Raw genomic sequence first — 18,679 nt, 5'->3', positions numbered from 1 at the left:
GCCTGCCGCTGGACATGGACGGCGTGCCCTACGTGTCGCAGCTGCCGGTAAAGCCCGGTGAATACTTCGATTACCGCTTCCGCGTACCCGACGCCGGCAGCTACTGGTATCACCCCCATGTCGCCAGCAGCGAGGAACTGGGCCGGGGCTTGGTCGGCCCGTTGATCGTCGAGGAGCGCGAACCGACCGGCTTCGCTCACGAAGCGGTGCTCAATCTGAAGAACTGGCACGTGGACGAGGAGGGCGCGTTCCTGCCGTTCAGCATTCCTCGCGAAGCGGCGCGAAACGGCACTCTGGGGCGACTCTCGACGATCAACGGTGTGCATCGGGCAACCATCGATCTGCCGGCCGGGCAGATCGTCCGGGTGCGAATTCTGAACCTGGACAACACCGCCACCTACCGCCTGAATTTCCGTGGCGACGCCGAGATGCGTCTGTATGCGCTGGACGGCAACCCGATCGAGCCCCGTGCGTTCGGCAAGGATTACTGGATGGGCCCCGGCATGCGCGTCTGCCTTGCGGTCAAGATGCCGCCTGCCGGTGAAGAGATCGCCATCCGCGATGGCTCGGTGCGTCTGGGCACGCTGCGCTCGGTGCCGGCCGAGGCAGCGGCCAGCGACTGGCCACCTGCCTTGCCCGCCAACCCCATCGCCGAGCCGGACTTGGCCAACGCCGAGAAGCTCAATTTCAACTTCGAATGGGTAGGCGAGGTGTCCGACACCACCGAAGGCAAGCCGCCCAGCCTGTGGCAGATCAACGGCATCGCCTGGGACATCACCGACAAGACCTGCGCTGATCGCCCCATTGCCAAGATGCAGTTGGGCAAGAGCTACGTGCTGGAGCTTAAGAACATGACGCAGTATCAGCACCCCATTCACTTGCATGGCATGAGCTTCAAGGTGATCGCGTCCAATCGGCGCAAGATCATTCCGTACTTCACTGACACGTTCCTCCTGGGCAAGAACGAACGTGCCCAAGTGGCCCTGGTAGCGGATAATCCGGGTATCTGGATGTTCCACTGCCATGTGATCGACCACATGGAAACCGGACTCATGGCCGCAATAGAGGTTGCCTGAACGTTGAAGTACGCACAGATCATCGATCGCAGCCGCGATCAGTTCTTCATGGCCGAGGCCCTGGCCTTGGCAGCCCAGGGCGCGGCGCTGGGCGAGGTGCCGGTGGGCGCGGTGCTGGTGCAGCAGGGCGAAATCGTCGGGCGCGGATTCAATTGCCCGATCAGTGGCCATGACCCCAGCGCCCACGCCGAGATGGTCGCGATCCGCAACGCGGCGCAAGCGGTGCAGAACTATCGGCTGCCGGGCAGCACCCTGTACGTCACCCTGGAACCTTGCAGCATGTGTGCGGGGCTTATCGTGCATTCGCGCATTGCGCGGGTGGTGTTCGGTGCGCTCGAACCCAAGGCCGGCGTGGTACAGAGCCAGGGGCAGTTTTTCAGTCAGGGCTTTCTGAACCACCGGCTGGTGGTGGAGGGGGGGGTGTTGGCTGAAGAATGCGGGGCTATCTTGAGCGAGTTTTTCAGGGCGCGGCGGGCGAAGGGTTGAGATTGAAGGAAGGTGTCGAGGGCCTTTTCGCGGGCAGAGCCCGCTCCCACAAGATCACCGCGTGCTTTTAGAGGGGTGGGGTCTGCTGTGCGGGCTTTGACTGGTCGACACCCGGCACATGCAGGTTGCCATCGGCAACCTGGCTGCCTTCGAGCTGCGGCTGGGTCACCCAGGTGAGAATGTCGTAATAGCGGCGGATGTTGGCGACGAAGTGCACCGGCTCACCACCGCGGGCGTAGCCGTAGCGAGTCTTGCTGTACCACTTCTTCTGCGCCAAGCGCGGCAGCATCTTCTTTACGTCCAGCCATTTGTTCGGGTTCAACCCTTCGCCTTCGGCCAGTTTGCGCGCGTCGTCCAGATGACCGCCGCCAATGTTGTAGGCCGCCAGCGCGAACCAGGTCCGATCGGGCTCCTCGATGCTGGCGTCGAGCTGGTCCTTGACGTAGGCAAAGTACTTGGCACCGCCGTTGATGCTTTGCTTGGGGTCCAGGCGGTTGCTCACGCCCATGGCCTGGGCAGTGTTCTGGGTCAGCATCATCAAGCCGCGCACGCCGGTCTTGGAGGTCACGCTGGCCTGCCACATGGACTCCTGATAGCCGATGGCTGCCAGCAGTCGCCAGTCGACCTTTTCCTGCTTGGCGGAGGACTGGAAGGTTTTCTCGAACTTGGGCAGACGTTGTTGCAGGTGCTGGGCGAAGGTGTAGGCACCGACGTAGCCAAGGACGTCGACATGGCCGTAGTAGCGATCCTTGAGTCGCTGCAGGGTGCCGTTGCCCTTGACCTTGTCGATGAAGCGGTTGACCTCGTCTAGCAGGCTGTTGTCCTCACCGCTGGCCACGGCCCAGCGCTGATCGCGGCCATCGCCCAGGTCGAAGGCGACCCGCACATTGGGGAAATACACCTGGTTCATGGCGACTTCGTTGGAGTCGACCAGGGTCAGATCGATCTGCCCTTCGTCGACCATGCGCAGCAGATCCACCACCTCGACCGCGTCGGACTCTTCGTATTCAAGGGCTGGATATTGCAGCTTCAGCTTGGCCAATTGCTCGGCGTGGCTGCTGCCCTTGAGCACCATGATCTTCTTGCCGACCAGCTCGGCGGCATCGGTGGGTCGGTTCTGGCCGTTGCGATAGATGACCTGCGGCGTCACTTCCAGGTAAGGGTGCGAGAAGCGCGCCTGTTTCTCCCGCACCTCGCTGGTGACAAGGCCGGCGGCCGCCAGCACCGGGCCCTGTGGCTGGCTCAGGCCGGCGAAGATATCGTCGAGATTGTCGGCGGTTTCGATCTTGAGCTCGACACCCAGGTCATCGGCGAAACGCTTGACCAGCTCGTATTCGAAGCCGGTTTCACCGTTGCGATCCTGGAAATAGGTCGCCGGGCTGTTGCGGGTTATGACGCGCAGCACGCCGTCCTCCTTGACCCGCTCGAGCGTGCTGGGTTTATCAACACAGCCACTGAGCAGCAGGAGAAGTCCGGTTGCGAAGAGCCATTTGGCGCAGCGCGAGCGTAAGACGGTCTGGGTGAGCATGGGTGCAGTATACGCAAACGGCCGCTTCAGCCATATCTCGACAGTATGTAGGGGAGTCTGCTAGAGCTGCCAGACCTGCGTGACCACCCCTCGACCGCCCATCCCACGGGATCTGACGAACGAACGCGGTGTTTTCCATCCGTCGGGTGCCTAGCGCAACGCTTTAGGCTAGAATGCACGGCCTCCAAGCACACCCCCTTTCGAGGCTGTCCCGACGATGTTGATCCTGCGCGGCGCTCCTGCCCTTTCTGCCTTTCGCCACGGTAAATTACTCGAGCAACTGAGCCAGAAGGTCCCCGCTGTTACTGGCCTGTATGCTGAATTCGCCCACTTCGCCGAAGTCGAAGGCGAGCTGGCCAGCGACGACCAGCAAGTCCTTGCCCGTCTGCTCAAATACGGCCCCAGCGTTCCGGTTCAGGAGCCCACCGGGCGGCTGTTCCTCGTGCTGCCGCGTTTCGGCACCATCTCGCCATGGTCGAGCAAGGCCAGCGATATCGCCCACAACTGCGGCCTGACCCAGGTTCAACGTCTGGAGCGCGGCATTGCCTTTTATGTGTCTGGTGATTTCAGCGAGGCTGACGCCGAGCTGATCGGCGCCGTACTGCATGACCGCATGACTCAGGTGGTGCTGTCCCGTCTGGACGAGGCCGCCGGCCTGTTCCGTCATGCCGAACCCAAGCCGCTCACCGCCGTGGACATCCTGGGTGGCGGTCGTGCCGCGCTGGAAAAGGCCAACGTCGAGCTGGGTCTGGCCCTGGCCGAAGACGAAATCGATTACCTGGTCAGCAGCTTCCAGGGGCTGGCGCGCAATCCGCACGACATCGAACTGATGATGTTCGCCCAGGCCAACTCCGAGCACTGCCGCCACAAGATTTTCAACGCCAGTTGGGATATCGACGGCCAGAGCCAGGAAAAAAGCCTGTTCGGCATGATCAAGAACACCTACCAGATGCACAGCGAAGGCGTGCTCTCGGCGTACAAGGACAACGCTTCGGTCATCGTTGGCAGCGTGGCCGGGCGCTTCTTCCCGAACCCTGAAACCCGCCAGTACGGCGCGGTGCAGGAGCCGGTGCACATCCTGATGAAGGTGGAAACCCACAACCACCCTACGGCGATCGCGCCGTTTCCAGGCGCCTCTACCGGCTCCGGTGGCGAGATTCGCGACGAAGGTGCAACGGGCCGCGGCGCCAAGCCCAAGGCGGGCCTGACCGGTTTCACCGTGTCCAACCTGAACATTCCGGGCTTCGAGCAGCCGTGGGAAAAACCCTACGGCAAGCCCGAGCGCATCGTCACTGCGCTCGACATCATGATCGACGGTCCTCTGGGCGGCGCGGCGTTCAACAACGAATTCGGTCGCCCGGCCCTGACTGGCTACTTCCGTACCTTCGAGCAAAGCATCGACACCCCCCACGGCGAAGAAGTGCGCGGCTATCACAAGCCGATCATGCTCGCCGGCGGCATGGGCAACATCCGCGAAGAGCACGTACAGAAAGGCGAGATCACCGTCGGCTCCAAGTTGATCGTCCTCGGTGGCCCGGCCATGCTCATCGGCCTGGGCGGTGGCGCCGCTTCCTCCATGGCCACCGGCACCAGCTCGGCCGACCTGGACTTCGCGTCGGTACAGCGCGAAAACCCGGAAATGGAGCGTCGCTGCCAGGAAGTCATCGACCGTTGCTGGCAGCTCGGCGACAAGAACCCCATCAGCTTCATCCACGACGTGGGCGCGGGCGGTCTGTCCAACGCGTTCCCCGAGCTGGTGAACGACGGTGGCCGCGGAGGTCGCTTCGAGCTGCGCAACGTGCCCAACGACGAGCCGGGCATGGCCCCGCTGGAAATCTGGAGCAACGAATCCCAGGAACGTTACGTACTGGCCGTCGATGCGGCCGACTTCGAGCGGTTCCAGGCCATCTGCGAGCGTGAACGCTGCCCGTTCGCCGTCGTCGGCGAGGCCACCGCAGAGCCGCAATTGACCGTCACCGACAGCCACTTCGGCAACAGTCCGGTCGACATGCCACTCGAAGTGCTGCTGGGCAAGGCGCCACGCATGCACCGCAGTGCCGTGCGAGAGCAGACGCTGGGTGACGACTTCGACCCGGCCCAGCTGGACCTGGCCGAATCCATCGAACGCGTGCTGCATCACCCGGCCGTGGCCAGCAAGAGTTTCCTGATCACCATCGGCGACCGCACCATCACCGGCCTGGTAGCACGCGACCAGATGGTCGGCCCGTGGCAGGTACCGGTGGCCGACGTCGCCGTCACCGCCACCAGTTTCGATGTCTACAGCGGCGAAGCCATGGCCATGGGCGAGCGCACGCCGCTCGCATTGCTCGACGCCCCGGCCTCGGCCCGCATGGCGGTCGGCGAAACCCTGACCAACATCGCCGCATCGAGCATCGCGAAAATCTCCGACATCAAGCTGTCGGCCAACTGGATGTCCGCGGCTGGCCATCCAGGTGAAGATGCGCGTCTGTACGACGCCGTGCAAGCGGTCGGCATGCAGTTGTGCCCGGCGCTGGGCATCACCATTCCGGTCGGCAAGGACTCCATGTCCATGAAGACCCAATGGAGCGAGGAGGGCACCGACAAGAGCGTGACCTCACCGATGTCGCTGATCATCACCGGCTTCGCTCCGGTGGTCGACATCCGCAAGACCCTGACCCCGCAACTGCGCATGGACAAGGGCGAAACCGACCTCATCCTCATCGACCTGGGTCGTGGTCAGAACCGCATGGGCGCCTCGATCCTGGCTCAGGCGCATGGCAAGTTGGCCAACCGGGCACCCGACGTCGACGATGCCGAAGACCTCAAGGCATTCTTCGCCGTGATCCAGGGCCTGAACGCCGACGGCCATCTGCTGGCCTACCATGACCGTTCCGACGGCGGCCTGTTGGCCAGCGTGGTGGAAATGGCCTTTGCCGGTCATTGCGGGCTCAACCTGCAACTGGCCACCGTGGCGCACAGCCGCGAGGAAGTGGGCGCAGTGCTGTTCAACGAAGAACTGGGTGCAGTGATCCAAGTCCGTCAGGACGCCACGCCGATGATCCTGGCGCAGTTCAGCGCTGCGGGCCTGGGTAATGACTGCGTCGCGGTGATCGGCCAACCGATCAACAACGGTGCGGTGAACATCCGCTACCACGACGACGTATTGTTCAGCGGTGAGCGCCGTCTGCTGCAACGCCAATGGGCCGAGACCAGCTACCAGATCCAGCGACTGCGCGACAACGCCGTTGGCGCCGATCAGGAATTCGATGCGCTGCTCGAAGAAGACAACCCAGGCCTGAGCTTCAACCTCAGCTACGACGTCAACGAAGACATCGCTGCGCCGTACATCAAGAAGGGTGTCCGCCCACAGGTGGCCGTGCTGCGCGAGCAGGGCGTCAATGGCCAGGTCGAGATGGCCGCAGCCTTCGACCGTGCCGGCTTCAATGCCATCGACGTGCACATGAGCGATATTCTTGCCGGCCGTGTCGATCTCAACGAGTTCAAAGGTCTGGTCGCCTGCGGCGGCTTCTCCTACGGTGACGTGCTGGGTGCCGGTGAGGGCTGGGCCAAGTCGGCACTGTTCAATGCCCGTGCCCGTGATGCGTTCCAGCAGTACTTCGAGCGCAGCGACAGCTTCACCCTTGGCGTGTGCAACGGTTGCCAGATGATGTCCAACCTGCACGAACTGATTCCGGGCAGCGAGTTCTGGCCGCACTTCGTGCGCAACCGTTCCGAGCAGTTCGAAGCGCGCGTTGCGATGGTCCAGGTGCAGGAATCCAATTCGATCTTCCTGCAGGGCATGGCCGGTTCGCGCATGCCGATCGCCATCGCCCACGGTGAAGGCCACGCCGAATTCGCTTCGGCCGACGCCTTGCTGCAGGCCGATGTATCGGGCTGTGTGGCCCTGCGCTTCGTCGACAACCACGGCAAGGTCACCGAGCAATACCCGGCCAACCCGAACGGCTCGCCGCGCGGGATCACCGGGTTGACCAGCCGCGACGGCCGCGTGACCATCATGATGCCGCACCCGGAGCGGGTCTTCCGTGCGGTGCAGAACTCCTGGAAGCCTGAGGAGTGGAACGAGGACGGTGCCTGGATGCGCATGTTCCGCAACGCCCGTGTCTGGGTCGACTAAAGCGTGTTCAAACTGGCCTTCTTCGTTCCCGACAGCCATGTCGAGCTTGTCAAAAGCGCTGTATTCGCCGCCGGTGGCGGTCGCATCGGCGCCTACGACAGCTGCGCTTGGCAGGTGATGGGGCAGGGCCAGTTTCGGCCGCTTGCAGGTAGCCAACCCTTTTGCGGGCAAGCGGACGTCGTGGAAAAGGTCGAAGAGTGGAAGGTCGAGCTGGTCGTGGCCGATCCGCTCATCGCACAGGTGGTGCAAGCACTCAAGCTTGCCCACCCTTACGAAACGCCGGCCTATGAAGTGTGGCGGCTTCACGAGCTGTAAGCCGCCACTGTTCTTTAGCGCAGACGCATCTGGCCGTAGACTCGTTTGGCCATGTCGAGATTGCCCCCGCGCACGTTCACCAGGTTGTGACTCTGCAGCTCGTTCACGCCTTGAGTTTCCTGCGCCTGATCGACTACCCCAGCCACCTTCAGACTCACGCCGTCGCTGGCCGACAAAGCGGACGCCTGGGCAATGCCCTGCCGGTCAGTACGCTTGAAATCGAAACGGCCTTGCTCTATCAGGCTGCCTGTACCTGCCAGACCATAGGCGTGCAAGGCTGCGGTTGCCGGTTCATTCCATTTGCCGGCCAGCAGTGCAGCCTCGCTGGCCAATGTGTCGGGCGCTATCTTGCCACCCAGTTGAGCTTGTCCTTCCACGTTCAGCACCTTCACATCGTCACTGCGGCTGGTGACCACCAGATTGCCGCCCACGCTGCCCGTGATCGTCTGCGCCTGAACTTCGGCACCATTGAGTCGCAGTTGGCCCTGGGTATCGACAGTGACGGCATCGGCTACCAGCTTGGCGTTGCGATAGGTCTTGCTGTCTTCCTTGTACTGGGTGATGGCCAGTTGCGAGCCGCCGGTGGACGAGCCGATGCCGAACGTCTTCACGTCCGCCTGGGTGCGCTGAGTCGAAGCCTCAAGTTGCACGCCGCCATTGGTAGCCTGGAGTCGAATGCGGGCGGCATCGAGCTCGGTGCCTTGCAGGGTGATTGCCTGGTTGTGACGCGCCGATGCGCTCAGGTTGGCATCGTTGGCAACCCGCCACTGCGAATGCACTTGGCGATAGCTGTCCTGCTCGGTCTGGGTCATCTGCAGACCCTGCTCGCTGCTGGATACGTGATGGCCGGTGGCGGTCACTTTGTCGATGGCTGCCAGGTTGAGCAATGTTCCGCCTGCGGAAATGTTCAGCGTGTCGACCTTCTGCTCCTGCGAACCGATTTGCACGCCTGTCAGTAAGGCGTCACGTCCAGCGGACAGGCTGACCGCGCCAGGTGTGTCGAAGCGTGCCACGACGGCTTGGCGCTCGTTGCGGGTACGCTGATCGTCAACGGACTGTCTGTGGTTGCTGGCCTGGTTCAGCGACAGTGCGCCACCGGCGTTCACGGCGATCGGCCCTTGGGTACTGCTGAACGCTGTGCCTTCGTAGTGGCCATCGCCCTTGAGCCGGATGTCCACGCCAGCGCTACCGGCAATGACCCCTACCTTGGCCTGGCTCGTACCTTCGGCGGATTTGTCCGCAGCGGCCTTGAGGTCGTGGTTCTGGGCGGTGATGCGGGTCATGCCGGTGGTGGTGAGATAGGACGTTCCGACGTCGTTGATGTTGCCGTCGACCGAGACATCCACCTCGCTGCCTTGATAGCGGCTGACCTGCGCCTGGTCCGCGTTGTTTCTCGCCGTGCTGGCTCGGATGCGCAAGGCGCCTTCGGCGACGGCATCCACGCCCTGGCTGCGCAGGGCATGCGCGGTCAGGGACAGCTCGCCTTGGCTGCGCAGCTGCGCGTCGGCCAGGTTGAGCTGTTGCGTGCTGTTCACCCTCAGCTCTGCGCTGCCCGCGTCGAGGCGTGCCTGTGGCGCCGGTTCATCGCCGCTGGCGCGGCCCTGCAGGGTGATGTCGCCTGCGGCTGCGATGCTGATGCCTTTGTCCGCCTTCATCTGGACACCCGGCATCTTGATACCGGCACCTTCGTGGGTGCTGACGACGCGGATGCGACCCTCGCTGTCCATGGCGCCAAGCAGGTTGGCATCGATGCGCTTGGGCGTGCGCGTACTGCTGACGACTTCATTGCTGGCGTAATCGATGACATTGCTGCCGAGCAACAGGTCAACGTCGCCGGCTGCACGGATCGATCCGTTGCTGGCGATGCTAGGCGCTATCAGCGCAAGGCTGCCGTCCAGGTTGTTCACCCCGTTCTTGTCCACGCGCAGAACGCCCTTGGCGGCCTGCGTGTCGAGCTGGTGCAGGTGTCCATCCTGCAGCGTGGGCGAACCGACCACAAAGGTTGCACGCGGCACATTGGCCAGGCTGGCGCCGTTGAGGGTGATGCCGTTCGGGTTGGCCAGCACATAGTCTGCCGCCGCGCCGAAGACCACTTGTGGGCCGTTGATGTTGGAGCGGTTGTGCCCGACCACCTCGTTGAGGATGGTGCTGGCGGCCGTGCCACCCAGTTGCGGGTTGGCGTGCATCGCGCCGGCCAGTTCACTGTGCCCGGCCACCACGCTGTTGTTGAGCACCACACCCTCGGTGCCCACGTTGTATTCGCTGTAGACGTTATGCGAGAGGCCCGCCTGGTTGGGCGCGACGATGTCGATCACCGGCACGGTACGGTCGCTGTGGATGATTGGCTTCGCAGCGGCCCCATCGAATGCTGTCAGGCCATCGGCGCCGGCGTATGAGCAAGGCACCAGCAGCGCAGCGGCGATGGCCAGCGGCAGTGAGCGTAGGGTCAGGTGGCGTAAGTGTTTTGAGGCGTGGGTCATCGAGGTCTTTCCTTAGGTCCAGGATTGGTCTGTGCATCGACCGATGGCCGATGCACAGTGGATTACCTTAGGAAGGGTGGGCGCGATGCGACAGGCGGACTGCGCGCAGCGCCCCGTAGGATGCGGCCTAAACGATTGTCAGGCCGCAGAGAGGTGTGCAACCCCGGTTCCATGGGGTCGCAATGGGAGGTCAGAGCGAAAGTTTTTCCACACCTCCTGTCAGGTACTGGGTGCGGTCATGGCCGCCCTCACGGAACAGCCCGGTGTCGATCGTGAGTTCTTCCGGCTTGTCCTTCTGCAGATGGTCGTATACGTGCTTGATCGCGCCCAACGAAGGGGTCAGGGCCAGCAGCGACACAGTCACCAACCGGTCGCGCGAGTCCAGGTCACTGGTCTGCAGACGGTCGTTGTTCAGCGCCACCCGGTCGCTGGCAGTCTGCAACTGTGCACCTTCCAACCGCGTCTGGTGAGTGACCTCCAGACCGATGCTGTCCCGGCCATTGAGGACCGTGCTATGTGCCACGGTGTCACGAAGTTCGCGCCGCATGTCGAAGCCGAGCTTGGCCGAGACGGGCAGCGAGTAGGCAGCGTTCAGCTGGTCCAAGCGCTCTTTGGCCTTGGTACCCCATTCGCCTGCCAGGCTCGCCAGGCCGCCGATTGCCCCCCACGGATCTCCGCCCATGCCGATTTCGGCCTCGGCCTTGACGGTGATGGCATCGACATGGTCCTTCATGCTGCGGGCGTGCAGACTGCCCACCGAGCCGTTGACCTGATCGGCGTGCACCTGCGCACCGGCCAGCCGCAGTTCACCTGGGCTGTTGAAGTCGACCGTGCCTGCGGTCAACCGAGCGTTGGCATAGGTGCTGCTCTGCAGTTTGTCGTAGTCGAGCTTGAACTGTGCAGCGAACTCATCGAGCGAATAGGTTCTGTTTGCACCGCCTGCCTGCCCTCCCAGGTTGAACGAGGCGGAAATCAGCTTGTTATCCCGCTCGCTGGTAGAGCGTGCCGCGTTGATGTGGATACCGCCCCTGCTGGCGTCCAGTGCGATACGGCCGGCGTTGGCCTGCAGCCCCTCCAGCAATATGGCTGCGGCATGGTCGCTGCCGGCTGTCACCGCCATGTCGCCGAGCACATGCCATTGCGCGCCGCGTCGCAGCGTCGAATCTTCGTCGGTCTGGCCGAACTCGAAGCCTGCACCACCTGCCAGCGGTCTGCCACCCGTTGCCGGCTGCGCGCTGACCCTCAGCGAGCCGCTACCGCCATAGACGTTACCCTGCGCTGTGGTGGTATCGATGCTGGCAAGTACCACGACGCTCTCGCCGGCATTGATGGACAGGCTCCCGACAGGGGCTTGCTGCGAGCCGATATCGGTACCCTGCATGATCACATTGCCCCCGGCGGTCAACGTGACTGCACCCGGCGTATCGAATCGACCGCCCACGCCGATGGTCTGCGTGCTGTCGAGTTCGGTGTACTGCCCACTACCGCCGATGGCTCCACCGGTGATCACAGGCGCCGGCACCACAGTGCCACTGACTTGCACCGCACCGCGTCCACGGGTCCCGTCGTCATGCTTGACGATACTGTTGCTGGCCTGGCGCAGTTGCAGGTTACCCCCGCTGTCGATACTGATCGGCCCTTCTTCGCTGCTCATCAGGGTGCCTTCATACACACCATCGGTGCCCAACTGGATGGCGATACCTTTCTTGCCAAGCAGGCTGCCGACCACGGCGGTTTCCACGGTCTTGTGCTGAGCACTGCTATGGCCCCGGGCAGCGGCGCCGAACGTCCAGTCGGCACCGATCGACGTTTCCAGCCGAGCGATGGCGTCCACCCCCAGTGCGTCGATGGTGGTGCGCACGCTGTTTCGAGCAGCGTCCAGGGTATGGCTGCCAGCGCTCAAGGCGATCGCTCCGACCGTGCTCTCATACTGGGTCCCGATGTCGTGCAGCTTGCCGGTGACCGCGATATCGATGTCACCGCCCTTGAATTCCGTGACGCGGGCAATGTGGGTCAGCGACTGGCTGTTGCGATCCTGGTAGTCACCCTTGAGATTGATGCCCACGCTCCACGGCAGCAGGCTGTCCTCCAGGCCGGTGGAATACAGGCTGGTCTGATCGACACCCGTCCACAGCTTCTGTACCTGGCGGGTTATGGCACCGTAGTCCAACGAAATGCCTGCGCTGAGCTTGATCTTGTTGTAGTCCAGGGCGGTCTTGGTGGCGTCGGTGACAGCCTGGTTGCGAACCTCATCGGCGCGCACTCGCAATAGCCCCCCGGCTTCCACATGCGCCGCCTGGGTGGTCAGCGTTTTCGCTGTCAGGCGAGCGTCCTTACCCGCCTTGACGGTGCTGCGGGTGTGCACGCTTTCACTGCGCCCATCGGTGTCGGTCCGCAGGCTGAATGTGGACGCCACACCCACGCGGTCAAGGCCTGAGGTGATCTCGTAGCCCACGGTTCTTCCGGTTTCCTGATTGCGGAAGCTGCGCAGTGCCTGTGTCGCCAGGATGCGGATGTCCTGAGCCGTGAGCACCGCGTCCTGCTCGGCCTCGACCGACGAGCCGAGCATGGCCAAGGTTTCTCCAGCCTCCAGCGTGACGTTTTTGCCCTTTAGCGTGCTGGCCTGGTGGGTGGTCAGTTGTGCGGTGTCCAATGTCCACTGCTGGCGCAACCCTGCGCCTACGTTCACTTGTCCAGATGCGCCTTGCGCATCGTCGACTGGCTGGCCCGAGCCGGGTCCGGCAGCCTCGACGAACACCGTCAGGTTCCAGTCCTTGCCCTTGAGTGTGGATTCGCTGCTCTGCTCACCGGCACGGACAGTCAAATGACCCTCAGTCTTGACCTTGAGATCGCCCTTGGCCGAAATGCTCGAGCCTATGATCTGAGTGTCGTACTGGCTCTCCAGGTTCACGGTGTCACTGGCCTGGAGCGAGCTACCTTGATAGGTGCTTTGGCTGCGGTCGTAGCTGCGATCGGACGATCTGAACAGAGCCGTATCCAGACGCGCATTTTCCAGGCGCTTGTGCGCTTGTACGCCTTCTATGGTGAGACCTTGGGAACCGCTTTGCAGGACGATATCCTTGGCCCGGACCTGCGCGGCGACAAGGTCCACGCGATCGGCCTTGGCCTCGACCTTGCCGGCGTCCGCCGTCAGCTGGCTGCCACGGTGGTCGATGGTCTTCTCGCGGTCGTGCATCTCAGTGCGCGAGCGCCGGACGATCACGTGCCCTTCGCGACTGTTTTGCTGCACCGAGCCGTGCAGGGCGACGGTACCGATGTCCACCGAGTCGGTGCCCGACAGGTCGATATCACTGCGGCTGGTCAGATCACTGCCGGTGACCTTGACGGCACGCCCGGCCAGGCTGATCGATTGTCCGTCCAGGCGGCTGGACGCGGCGGTTTGCGCCGTCTGCGTGGCGGTGCTGTCCAGGCGCTGCGCACCTTGGCGTTGGTTGCTGACGGTCACGCGGTCCAGGGTTTGATCGACATTGGCGGTCACTTCCAGCGTGTCGCCCGCGCGCACGGCAATCTCACCGCCGCTACTGATGTGGGTGGCGGCGAGCTTGGCGTTGTTGCCTGCGCTCAGGGTTACATTGTGCGTTGCGTCGAGGTTGTTGGTCAGGTGTTCGACCCGTCTTTTATCGACTGTGGTGATGGTTGCGCCCGCAGGCAGAAAGTACCAGTCGTTTTCCACGCCGTTTCTCAGGCTGGATTCAGTGGTGCGGGTCAAAGTGTCCAGGTTCAGGTTGGCACCGGCATCAGCGGTAATCGACGCGCCGCGCGCGCGCACCGACTTGAGGCTCAGATCACCGACCGCGCTGAGGCGAATATCGCCGTCACCAGCGTTCAATTCGCCCTGGGTCGCCAGGCCGTCGCGAAGGGCGGTGCTGGCCATGTTCAGATTGCCTTGGGACGCTATATCGATGCCCTGCCGCGCCTCGATCCGGCTGATGCCCATGTTGATACCGGCACCTTCGCGCGTGCTGAGGATATTGATCCGATTGGCATGCATGGCCCCCACCAACTGCGCATCGGTCTTGAAGCTGTTCTGCTGAATGTTGCTGATTGCCAGGCTGTTGGCATCGACCCGGTGGCTGCCTAACAGAATGTCGAGATTCTGCTCTGCGTTGATCTGACCTTGCTGGTCGATCCTCGGCGCGATCAAGGCCAGCGAACCGCCGTTCACCGTGACACCTGTACCGTTCACCCGCAGTGCCGCGCGAGGGTCGACCGTACCGCCCGTGTCGAATCCGGAGATACGGCCGTTCTCGACCTGAGGCCGACCCACCAGGAAGGTCGCCTGATTATTCACCCCAAGGTTCACCCGCGCGCCGTTCAGGGAAATACCGTTGGGGTTGGCCAGTACGTAGTCGGCTGCCTGGCCGAAGATCACCTGCTCGCCATTGATATCGGAGCGGCGCCGACCAATCACTTCATTGAGAATGGTACTGGCGGCCTGACCCCTGAACTGCGCATTGGCCTGGACATCCTGGAACTCTCCACCCACGTGGGCCTGACCGGCCTGCAAGCTGTTGTTCAGCACCACGCCAGGTAGGCCGACGTTGTATTGCTCGTAGCGATTGTGCGATAGGCCGGCGGCGTTGGGTGCGACGATATCGACGACAGGCGCACGGCCCGAGCCGTTGACGATGACTGGTGTAGGCCCCGACTCGAAGGCGGGCTGGATGACGTCGGCGCTGGCCATGTAAGGGGCCAGTACGATACTGGCAATCGCCAGGCGCAAGGTGTCGCGCTGAACACAACGTGATGGTTTTTTCATGGGGATGTGTACCTGTTTTTAGAAGTTTTTCAGAACGTGTTGGTCAGAACTTCCGTGTCAGAACTTCCATGTCAGAACGCGTGTTTCAAAAGGCTTGCGACAGCCCGAAGGTCCAGAAACCTGGCTCCGGTGATGTACTGGTGCGCCGATGCAATCCGCGTTGATAGTCCAGAGTCAGCTGTCCATCGGTCCAACTCAGGGCCGCACCCGTACTCAGGCCGACGGCCTGTTGGGTCTGGACCTGGTTGTAGGTGTGCTGGCCCCAGCCCAGGTCCAACCCGGCACGGGGTGTCAGGTACAGGCCGGGGGCCAGCAGGTGAGAGGTGCTCAGGGTGTTGCGCAGGGTGGCGCCGTTGGACACCGGCTGGCTGTCCAGGCGGTAGCCACGCACGTTGCCGCTGCCGGCCAGGCGCAACTGCTCCAGGCTGGGCAGCGGGTCGGGGCTGTACTGAAGATCCAGTTCGGTGTTCCAGGCCCAGCGCCGTTCGAGCAGGTTGAACAGCGAACGGCGAGTGACCGTGCCCCGGTACTTTTCGAAACGCGGTTGGGGCGCGTCATGGCGCAGCGGTGTGCTATCGCTCCCCAGCCAACCCTGCCCGCGGGAGTAGCCCAGGTACCCACTCCACACCGAATCGCCCAGGTGAGTCAGGTTCAGCCCGAAGCTGGCAACGCTCAGCGTCGTGCGGCCGTTGCGCACGGTCGTGCCGTCGAACAGCAGGTCGGTGCGAGTCTGGTCCAGGCGCAGGTGTGCGTTGAGCAGCGTGGTCTGGTTGCGCCACAGGCTACGGTCCAGCTTGAGCCCGTAGCTCTCCAGGCTCTGCGCCACGTTGTGGCGATTAGCCAATGGTGCCCGCGATTCGAAACGACTCGCTAAGGTATTCAGCGTCCAGCGCCCGTAGGGTATTTCGTAGAACAGCCCACCTTGGCGACTGAAGCCTGCGCCACCGTCCAGGCTGTGGGCATAGCTGGCAGCCAGCGAATCGTTGAGGTGCAACGGGTTGTCCAGGCTCATGCTCAATTGCGCCTGGTGCCGCCCGGAACTGTCGCTGCCGCGGTTGTTCAGACCGGCGCCCAAGGTCCAGGATCTGCGTGTGCCTCGCGGACGCAGAATGATCCGCGTGCCGCCCACCTGCTCGCCGGGCGCGATGTCCAGGGTCAGGTCGACCGAACGCAAACGGTTGAGCTGGTCCAGGCCACTTTCCACATCGGTGAGTTTGAGCGGTCGGCCAATCATTCCGGGGAAGGCGCTGCCCAGCGCCAGATCGGTACTGCCATCGGCGATTTCGATCGACTCGATAAAGCCTTCGAGCATGGCGAGGACCAGTTCGCCATCGGCTTCGGGCAACCGAAGGACGTAAGGTCGGGCGGCGATGTAACCGGCCTTCACATAGGCACCCGTCAGCGCGAGCAGCATCTGGTTGATGTCGCTGACGCCGATGCACGGCGAAACCCAAGGCTTGAGAACGGCTTGCAGCGTATCGGTATCCAGCAGATGGTTGTCCTGCACCTGCACGGCGGAAACCGGCCAGCAATCGGCATCGCTCTCGACCCGTTGGGGGGCGGCCGGCGCTTGCACCGCTGTGTCTTTATGAAGGGTTTCCAGTCGTTGTGCTCGTTCGGTCGCTTCGCGCTCCAGACGCTGGCTATCGAACTGGCGCAAAATCTGGTCATCCAGCTTGGGCACGCCTGTTTCGGCCAGCGCCAGGGCAGGTCCCAATAGCAGCATGGATAACAGGCAGTCTTTGCGGAAAATCGTCATTGCAGCCCAGCCCCAGTTGTCGACCAATCAATAGGGGGCCACTTTATGAGGCAGGACTTCCCAGGGAACGGGCAGGGGAGAAGGGTTGTAGGTAGGAAGAATCTGACAGACAGTGGGAAAGCGAGGATTAGAAAAAGGAACCACTCGTAGGATGGTTCCTATGATGCCTGAAGGACCGTCACGATTGCGCCGCTGCAGAAAGCCTTCGGCTCAAGGCCGGATCTCGATCATCGTGCCGTCCTTGACCAGGCTCCACACCTCTCGCATGTCGTCGTTTTTCATGGCGATGCAGCCATCGGTCCAGTCCAGGGTGGCGAAGTACCATTCCGGATACTCCGCGTCGATCGGGGTGCCGTGGATCATGATCATGCTGCCCGGTGCGACGCCCTCGCGGCGGGCCCGGGCCGCGTCGGTGATGTTGGGGTAGGAAACGTGCATGGCCAGGTTGAAGCGGTCACTGACCTTGCGCCAGTCGAGCCAGTAGAAACCTTCGGGGGTGCGCTTGTCGCCCTCACGCTCCTTGGCACCGTTGGGCTGCTTGCCCAGCGAGATACGATAGCTCTTGAGCGGCTCGCCGCCGCTGATCAATTGCAACTGGCGGCTGGTCTTGAGCACCAGCACCTTGTCGATCGGGTCCACGCCCAGGCGCTTGCCGGGTTTAGCTACAACGCCGATCTGGTCAACCGGCTTGCGTTCCACGGTAACGGTGAAGGCCGCCTGGGCGCTCACGGCGAAGCACAGGCAGAACAGGGCGGTCAGGCAGCGCATCGATGGAGTATTCCTGCAATGAATACGCACCGCGGGTGCCGGTGCGTCGGGTCAGGTCTGAGGCGGCTGCGCGAGCAGCGGCCCCACACACTCGTTGCGGACCGGATAGTTGTGCTCCAGCCGGTCAGCGAAAAAGTATTCTAAGGTACGCCCGACGGTGGGGAAAGCGAGCTCCGCCCAAGGGATCTGATTTTGCGCGAACAATCCCACTTCCAGGCTTTCCTCACCCACGGCAAACACAGGCTCGGACATTTCGGCACGGTAGAACACCTGCACCTGGCTGATGTGCGGTAGATCGAAAACGGTGTACAGCGCAAGGTCGGTCACCTGGGCGCAGGCTTCTTCCATGGTTTCGCGGCTGGCGGCCTGCTGCAGGGTTTCGCCATTTTCCATGAAGCCTGCGGGCAGGGTCCAGAAACCGCGGCGCGGTTCGATGGCCCGCCGGCATAACAGGACCTGTCCCTGCCATACGGCGATGCAGCCTGCCACCACCTTGGGATTCTGGTAATGAACGAGGTGGCAATGTCCGCAGACGAATCGGGGACGTGTGTCGCCGGTGGGGATGCGCAGGGTCACCGGGTTGCCGCAATGGCTGCAGAAATTCATGCTGAGATCCTTGATGGCTGCCGCTATCTTGGCCGTACTGTCCAAGGGCCGCAAGCCTGCGGCGGGGCAAATCGGGCTTGGGCTGCCAGCGGCTTTTGGTGCATCATGCCAGCAGGCCACGGATCGAGAAACGCCATGCTGGACGAGCTACTGCGCCGAGTGAGCAGCCACACCCCACGCACGCTGGAAACCGACAGCCGTTTTCCCGAAGCGGCGGTGCTGCTGCCCATCACTCGCAGCGATGAGCCCGAACTGGTCCTGACGCTACGTGCCTCGGGGCTCTCCACCCACGGCGGCGAGGTGGCCTTTCCGGGCGGGCGGCGCGACCCGCAGGACCCGGACTTGGTGTTCACGGCCCTGCGCGAGGCCGAAGAAGAAATCGGCCTGCCGCCGGGGTTGGTGGAAATAGTCGGTCCGCTCAGCCCGCTGATCTCCAAGCACGGGCTCAAGGTCACGCCTTTTGTCGGGATCATTCCCGACTACGTCGAATACCAGCCAAACGATGCCGAAATCGCTGCCGTGTTCTCGGTGCCGCTGGAGTTCTTCCGCCAGGATCCGCGCGAACATACCCACCGCATCGATTACCAGGGGCGCAGCTGGTATGTGCCCAGCTACCGCTTCGGCGAATACAAGATCTGGGGGTTGTCGGCGATCATGATCGTCGAGCTGGTCAACCTGATGTACGACGCCCGGATCAGCCTGCACCGGCCTCCCGAGCATTACACCGCCATCTGAGCGTCGCTCGGCCAAGTGCCGTGCCGCTC

The 18,679-nt window shown here is 63.0% G+C and carries 11 protein-coding genes; 5 read left to right on the top strand and 6 right to left on the bottom strand.

Annotated elements, in window-relative coordinates:
- Together B2V21_RS08310 and tadA are read left to right on the top strand one after the other, a co-directional pair.
- Positions 1 to 1,076 (top strand): multicopper oxidase family protein (locus tag B2V21_RS08310; RefSeq protein ID WP_286916564.1); only part of this gene is annotated, 1,076 nt, incomplete at its 5' end.
- Between the two features lie 3 nt (positions 1,077 to 1,079).
- Entirely contained in the window at positions 1,080 to 1,562 is a 483-nt protein-coding gene (tadA, locus tag B2V21_RS08305; RefSeq protein ID WP_282347742.1) for a tRNA adenosine(34) deaminase TadA, read from the top strand.
- Between the two features lie 67 nt (positions 1,563 to 1,629).
- Here the strand turns inward: tadA and mltF are convergent, their stop codons facing one another.
- Positions 1,630 to 3,090: a membrane-bound lytic murein transglycosylase MltF gene (gene mltF, locus B2V21_RS08300; RefSeq protein ID WP_056844198.1), complete on the bottom strand. Its 1,461-nt coding sequence runs from the start codon at positions 3,088 to 3,090 to the stop codon at positions 1,630 to 1,632.
- Positions 3,091 to 3,307: 217 nt separating this feature from the next.
- Between mltF and purL the strand changes: the two genes are divergently transcribed.
- Together purL and B2V21_RS08290 are read left to right on the top strand one after the other, a co-directional pair.
- Positions 3,308 to 7,207: a phosphoribosylformylglycinamidine synthase gene (gene purL / locus B2V21_RS08295; protein WP_286916563.1), complete on the top strand. Its 3,900-nt coding sequence runs from the start codon at positions 3,308 to 3,310 to the stop codon at positions 7,205 to 7,207.
- A gap of 3 nt (positions 7,208 to 7,210) precedes the next feature.
- A complete protein-coding gene (locus tag B2V21_RS08290; RefSeq protein WP_049861261.1) occupies positions 7,211 to 7,522 on the top strand; it encodes a YqfO family protein in 312 nt (103 codons plus the stop codon).
- A 14-nt stretch (positions 7,523 to 7,536) separates the two neighbouring features.
- On the opposite strand, the gene B2V21_RS08285 is transcribed toward B2V21_RS08290, so the two are convergent.
- The 5 genes from B2V21_RS08285 to B2V21_RS08265 form a co-directional block, all read right to left on the bottom strand.
- The gene (locus B2V21_RS08285) at positions 7,537 to 10,002 is read right to left on the bottom strand and encodes a filamentous hemagglutinin N-terminal domain-containing protein (protein WP_286916562.1); all 2,466 of its coding nucleotides are present in this window, start codon (positions 10,000 to 10,002) and stop codon (positions 7,537 to 7,539) included.
- A 190-nt stretch (positions 10,003 to 10,192) separates the two neighbouring features.
- Positions 10,193 to 14,782, bottom strand: a complete 4,590-nt coding sequence (locus B2V21_RS08280) for a hemagglutinin repeat-containing protein (protein ID WP_286916561.1) — start codon at positions 14,780 to 14,782, stop codon at positions 10,193 to 10,195.
- A gap of 85 nt (positions 14,783 to 14,867) precedes the next feature.
- Positions 14,868 to 16,508 (bottom strand): ShlB/FhaC/HecB family hemolysin secretion/activation protein, encoded by a 1,641-nt coding sequence (locus tag B2V21_RS08275; RefSeq protein ID WP_049861264.1) that lies wholly within the window; start codon positions 16,506 to 16,508, stop codon positions 14,868 to 14,870.
- A gap of 243 nt (positions 16,509 to 16,751) precedes the next feature.
- Positions 16,752 to 17,309, bottom strand: coding sequence for a L,D-transpeptidase family protein (locus B2V21_RS08270; protein WP_286916560.1), 558 nt, complete (start codon positions 17,307 to 17,309; stop codon positions 16,752 to 16,754).
- Between the two features lie 51 nt (positions 17,310 to 17,360).
- On the bottom strand, positions 17,361 to 17,915 hold the full coding sequence (locus B2V21_RS08265; RefSeq protein ID WP_049861266.1) for an NUDIX hydrolase: 555 nt from the start codon (positions 17,913 to 17,915) through the stop codon (positions 17,361 to 17,363).
- A gap of 135 nt (positions 17,916 to 18,050) precedes the next feature.
- On the opposite strand from B2V21_RS08265, the gene B2V21_RS08260 reads away from it, so the two are divergent.
- The gene (locus B2V21_RS08260; RefSeq protein WP_049861267.1) at positions 18,051 to 18,650 is read left to right on the top strand and encodes a CoA pyrophosphatase; all 600 of its coding nucleotides are present in this window, start codon (positions 18,051 to 18,053) and stop codon (positions 18,648 to 18,650) included.
- The last annotated feature ends 29 nt before the right edge of the window (positions 18,651 to 18,679 follow it).

It is taken from the genome of Pseudomonas sp. UBA6276 (assembly GCF_002438365.1).
Taxonomy (GTDB): domain Bacteria; phylum Pseudomonadota; class Gammaproteobacteria; order Pseudomonadales; family Pseudomonadaceae; genus Aquipseudomonas; species Aquipseudomonas coleopterorum.
Note: the sequence above shows the minus strand (reverse complement) of the source record. Positions and strands in the feature narration are given on the sequence as shown.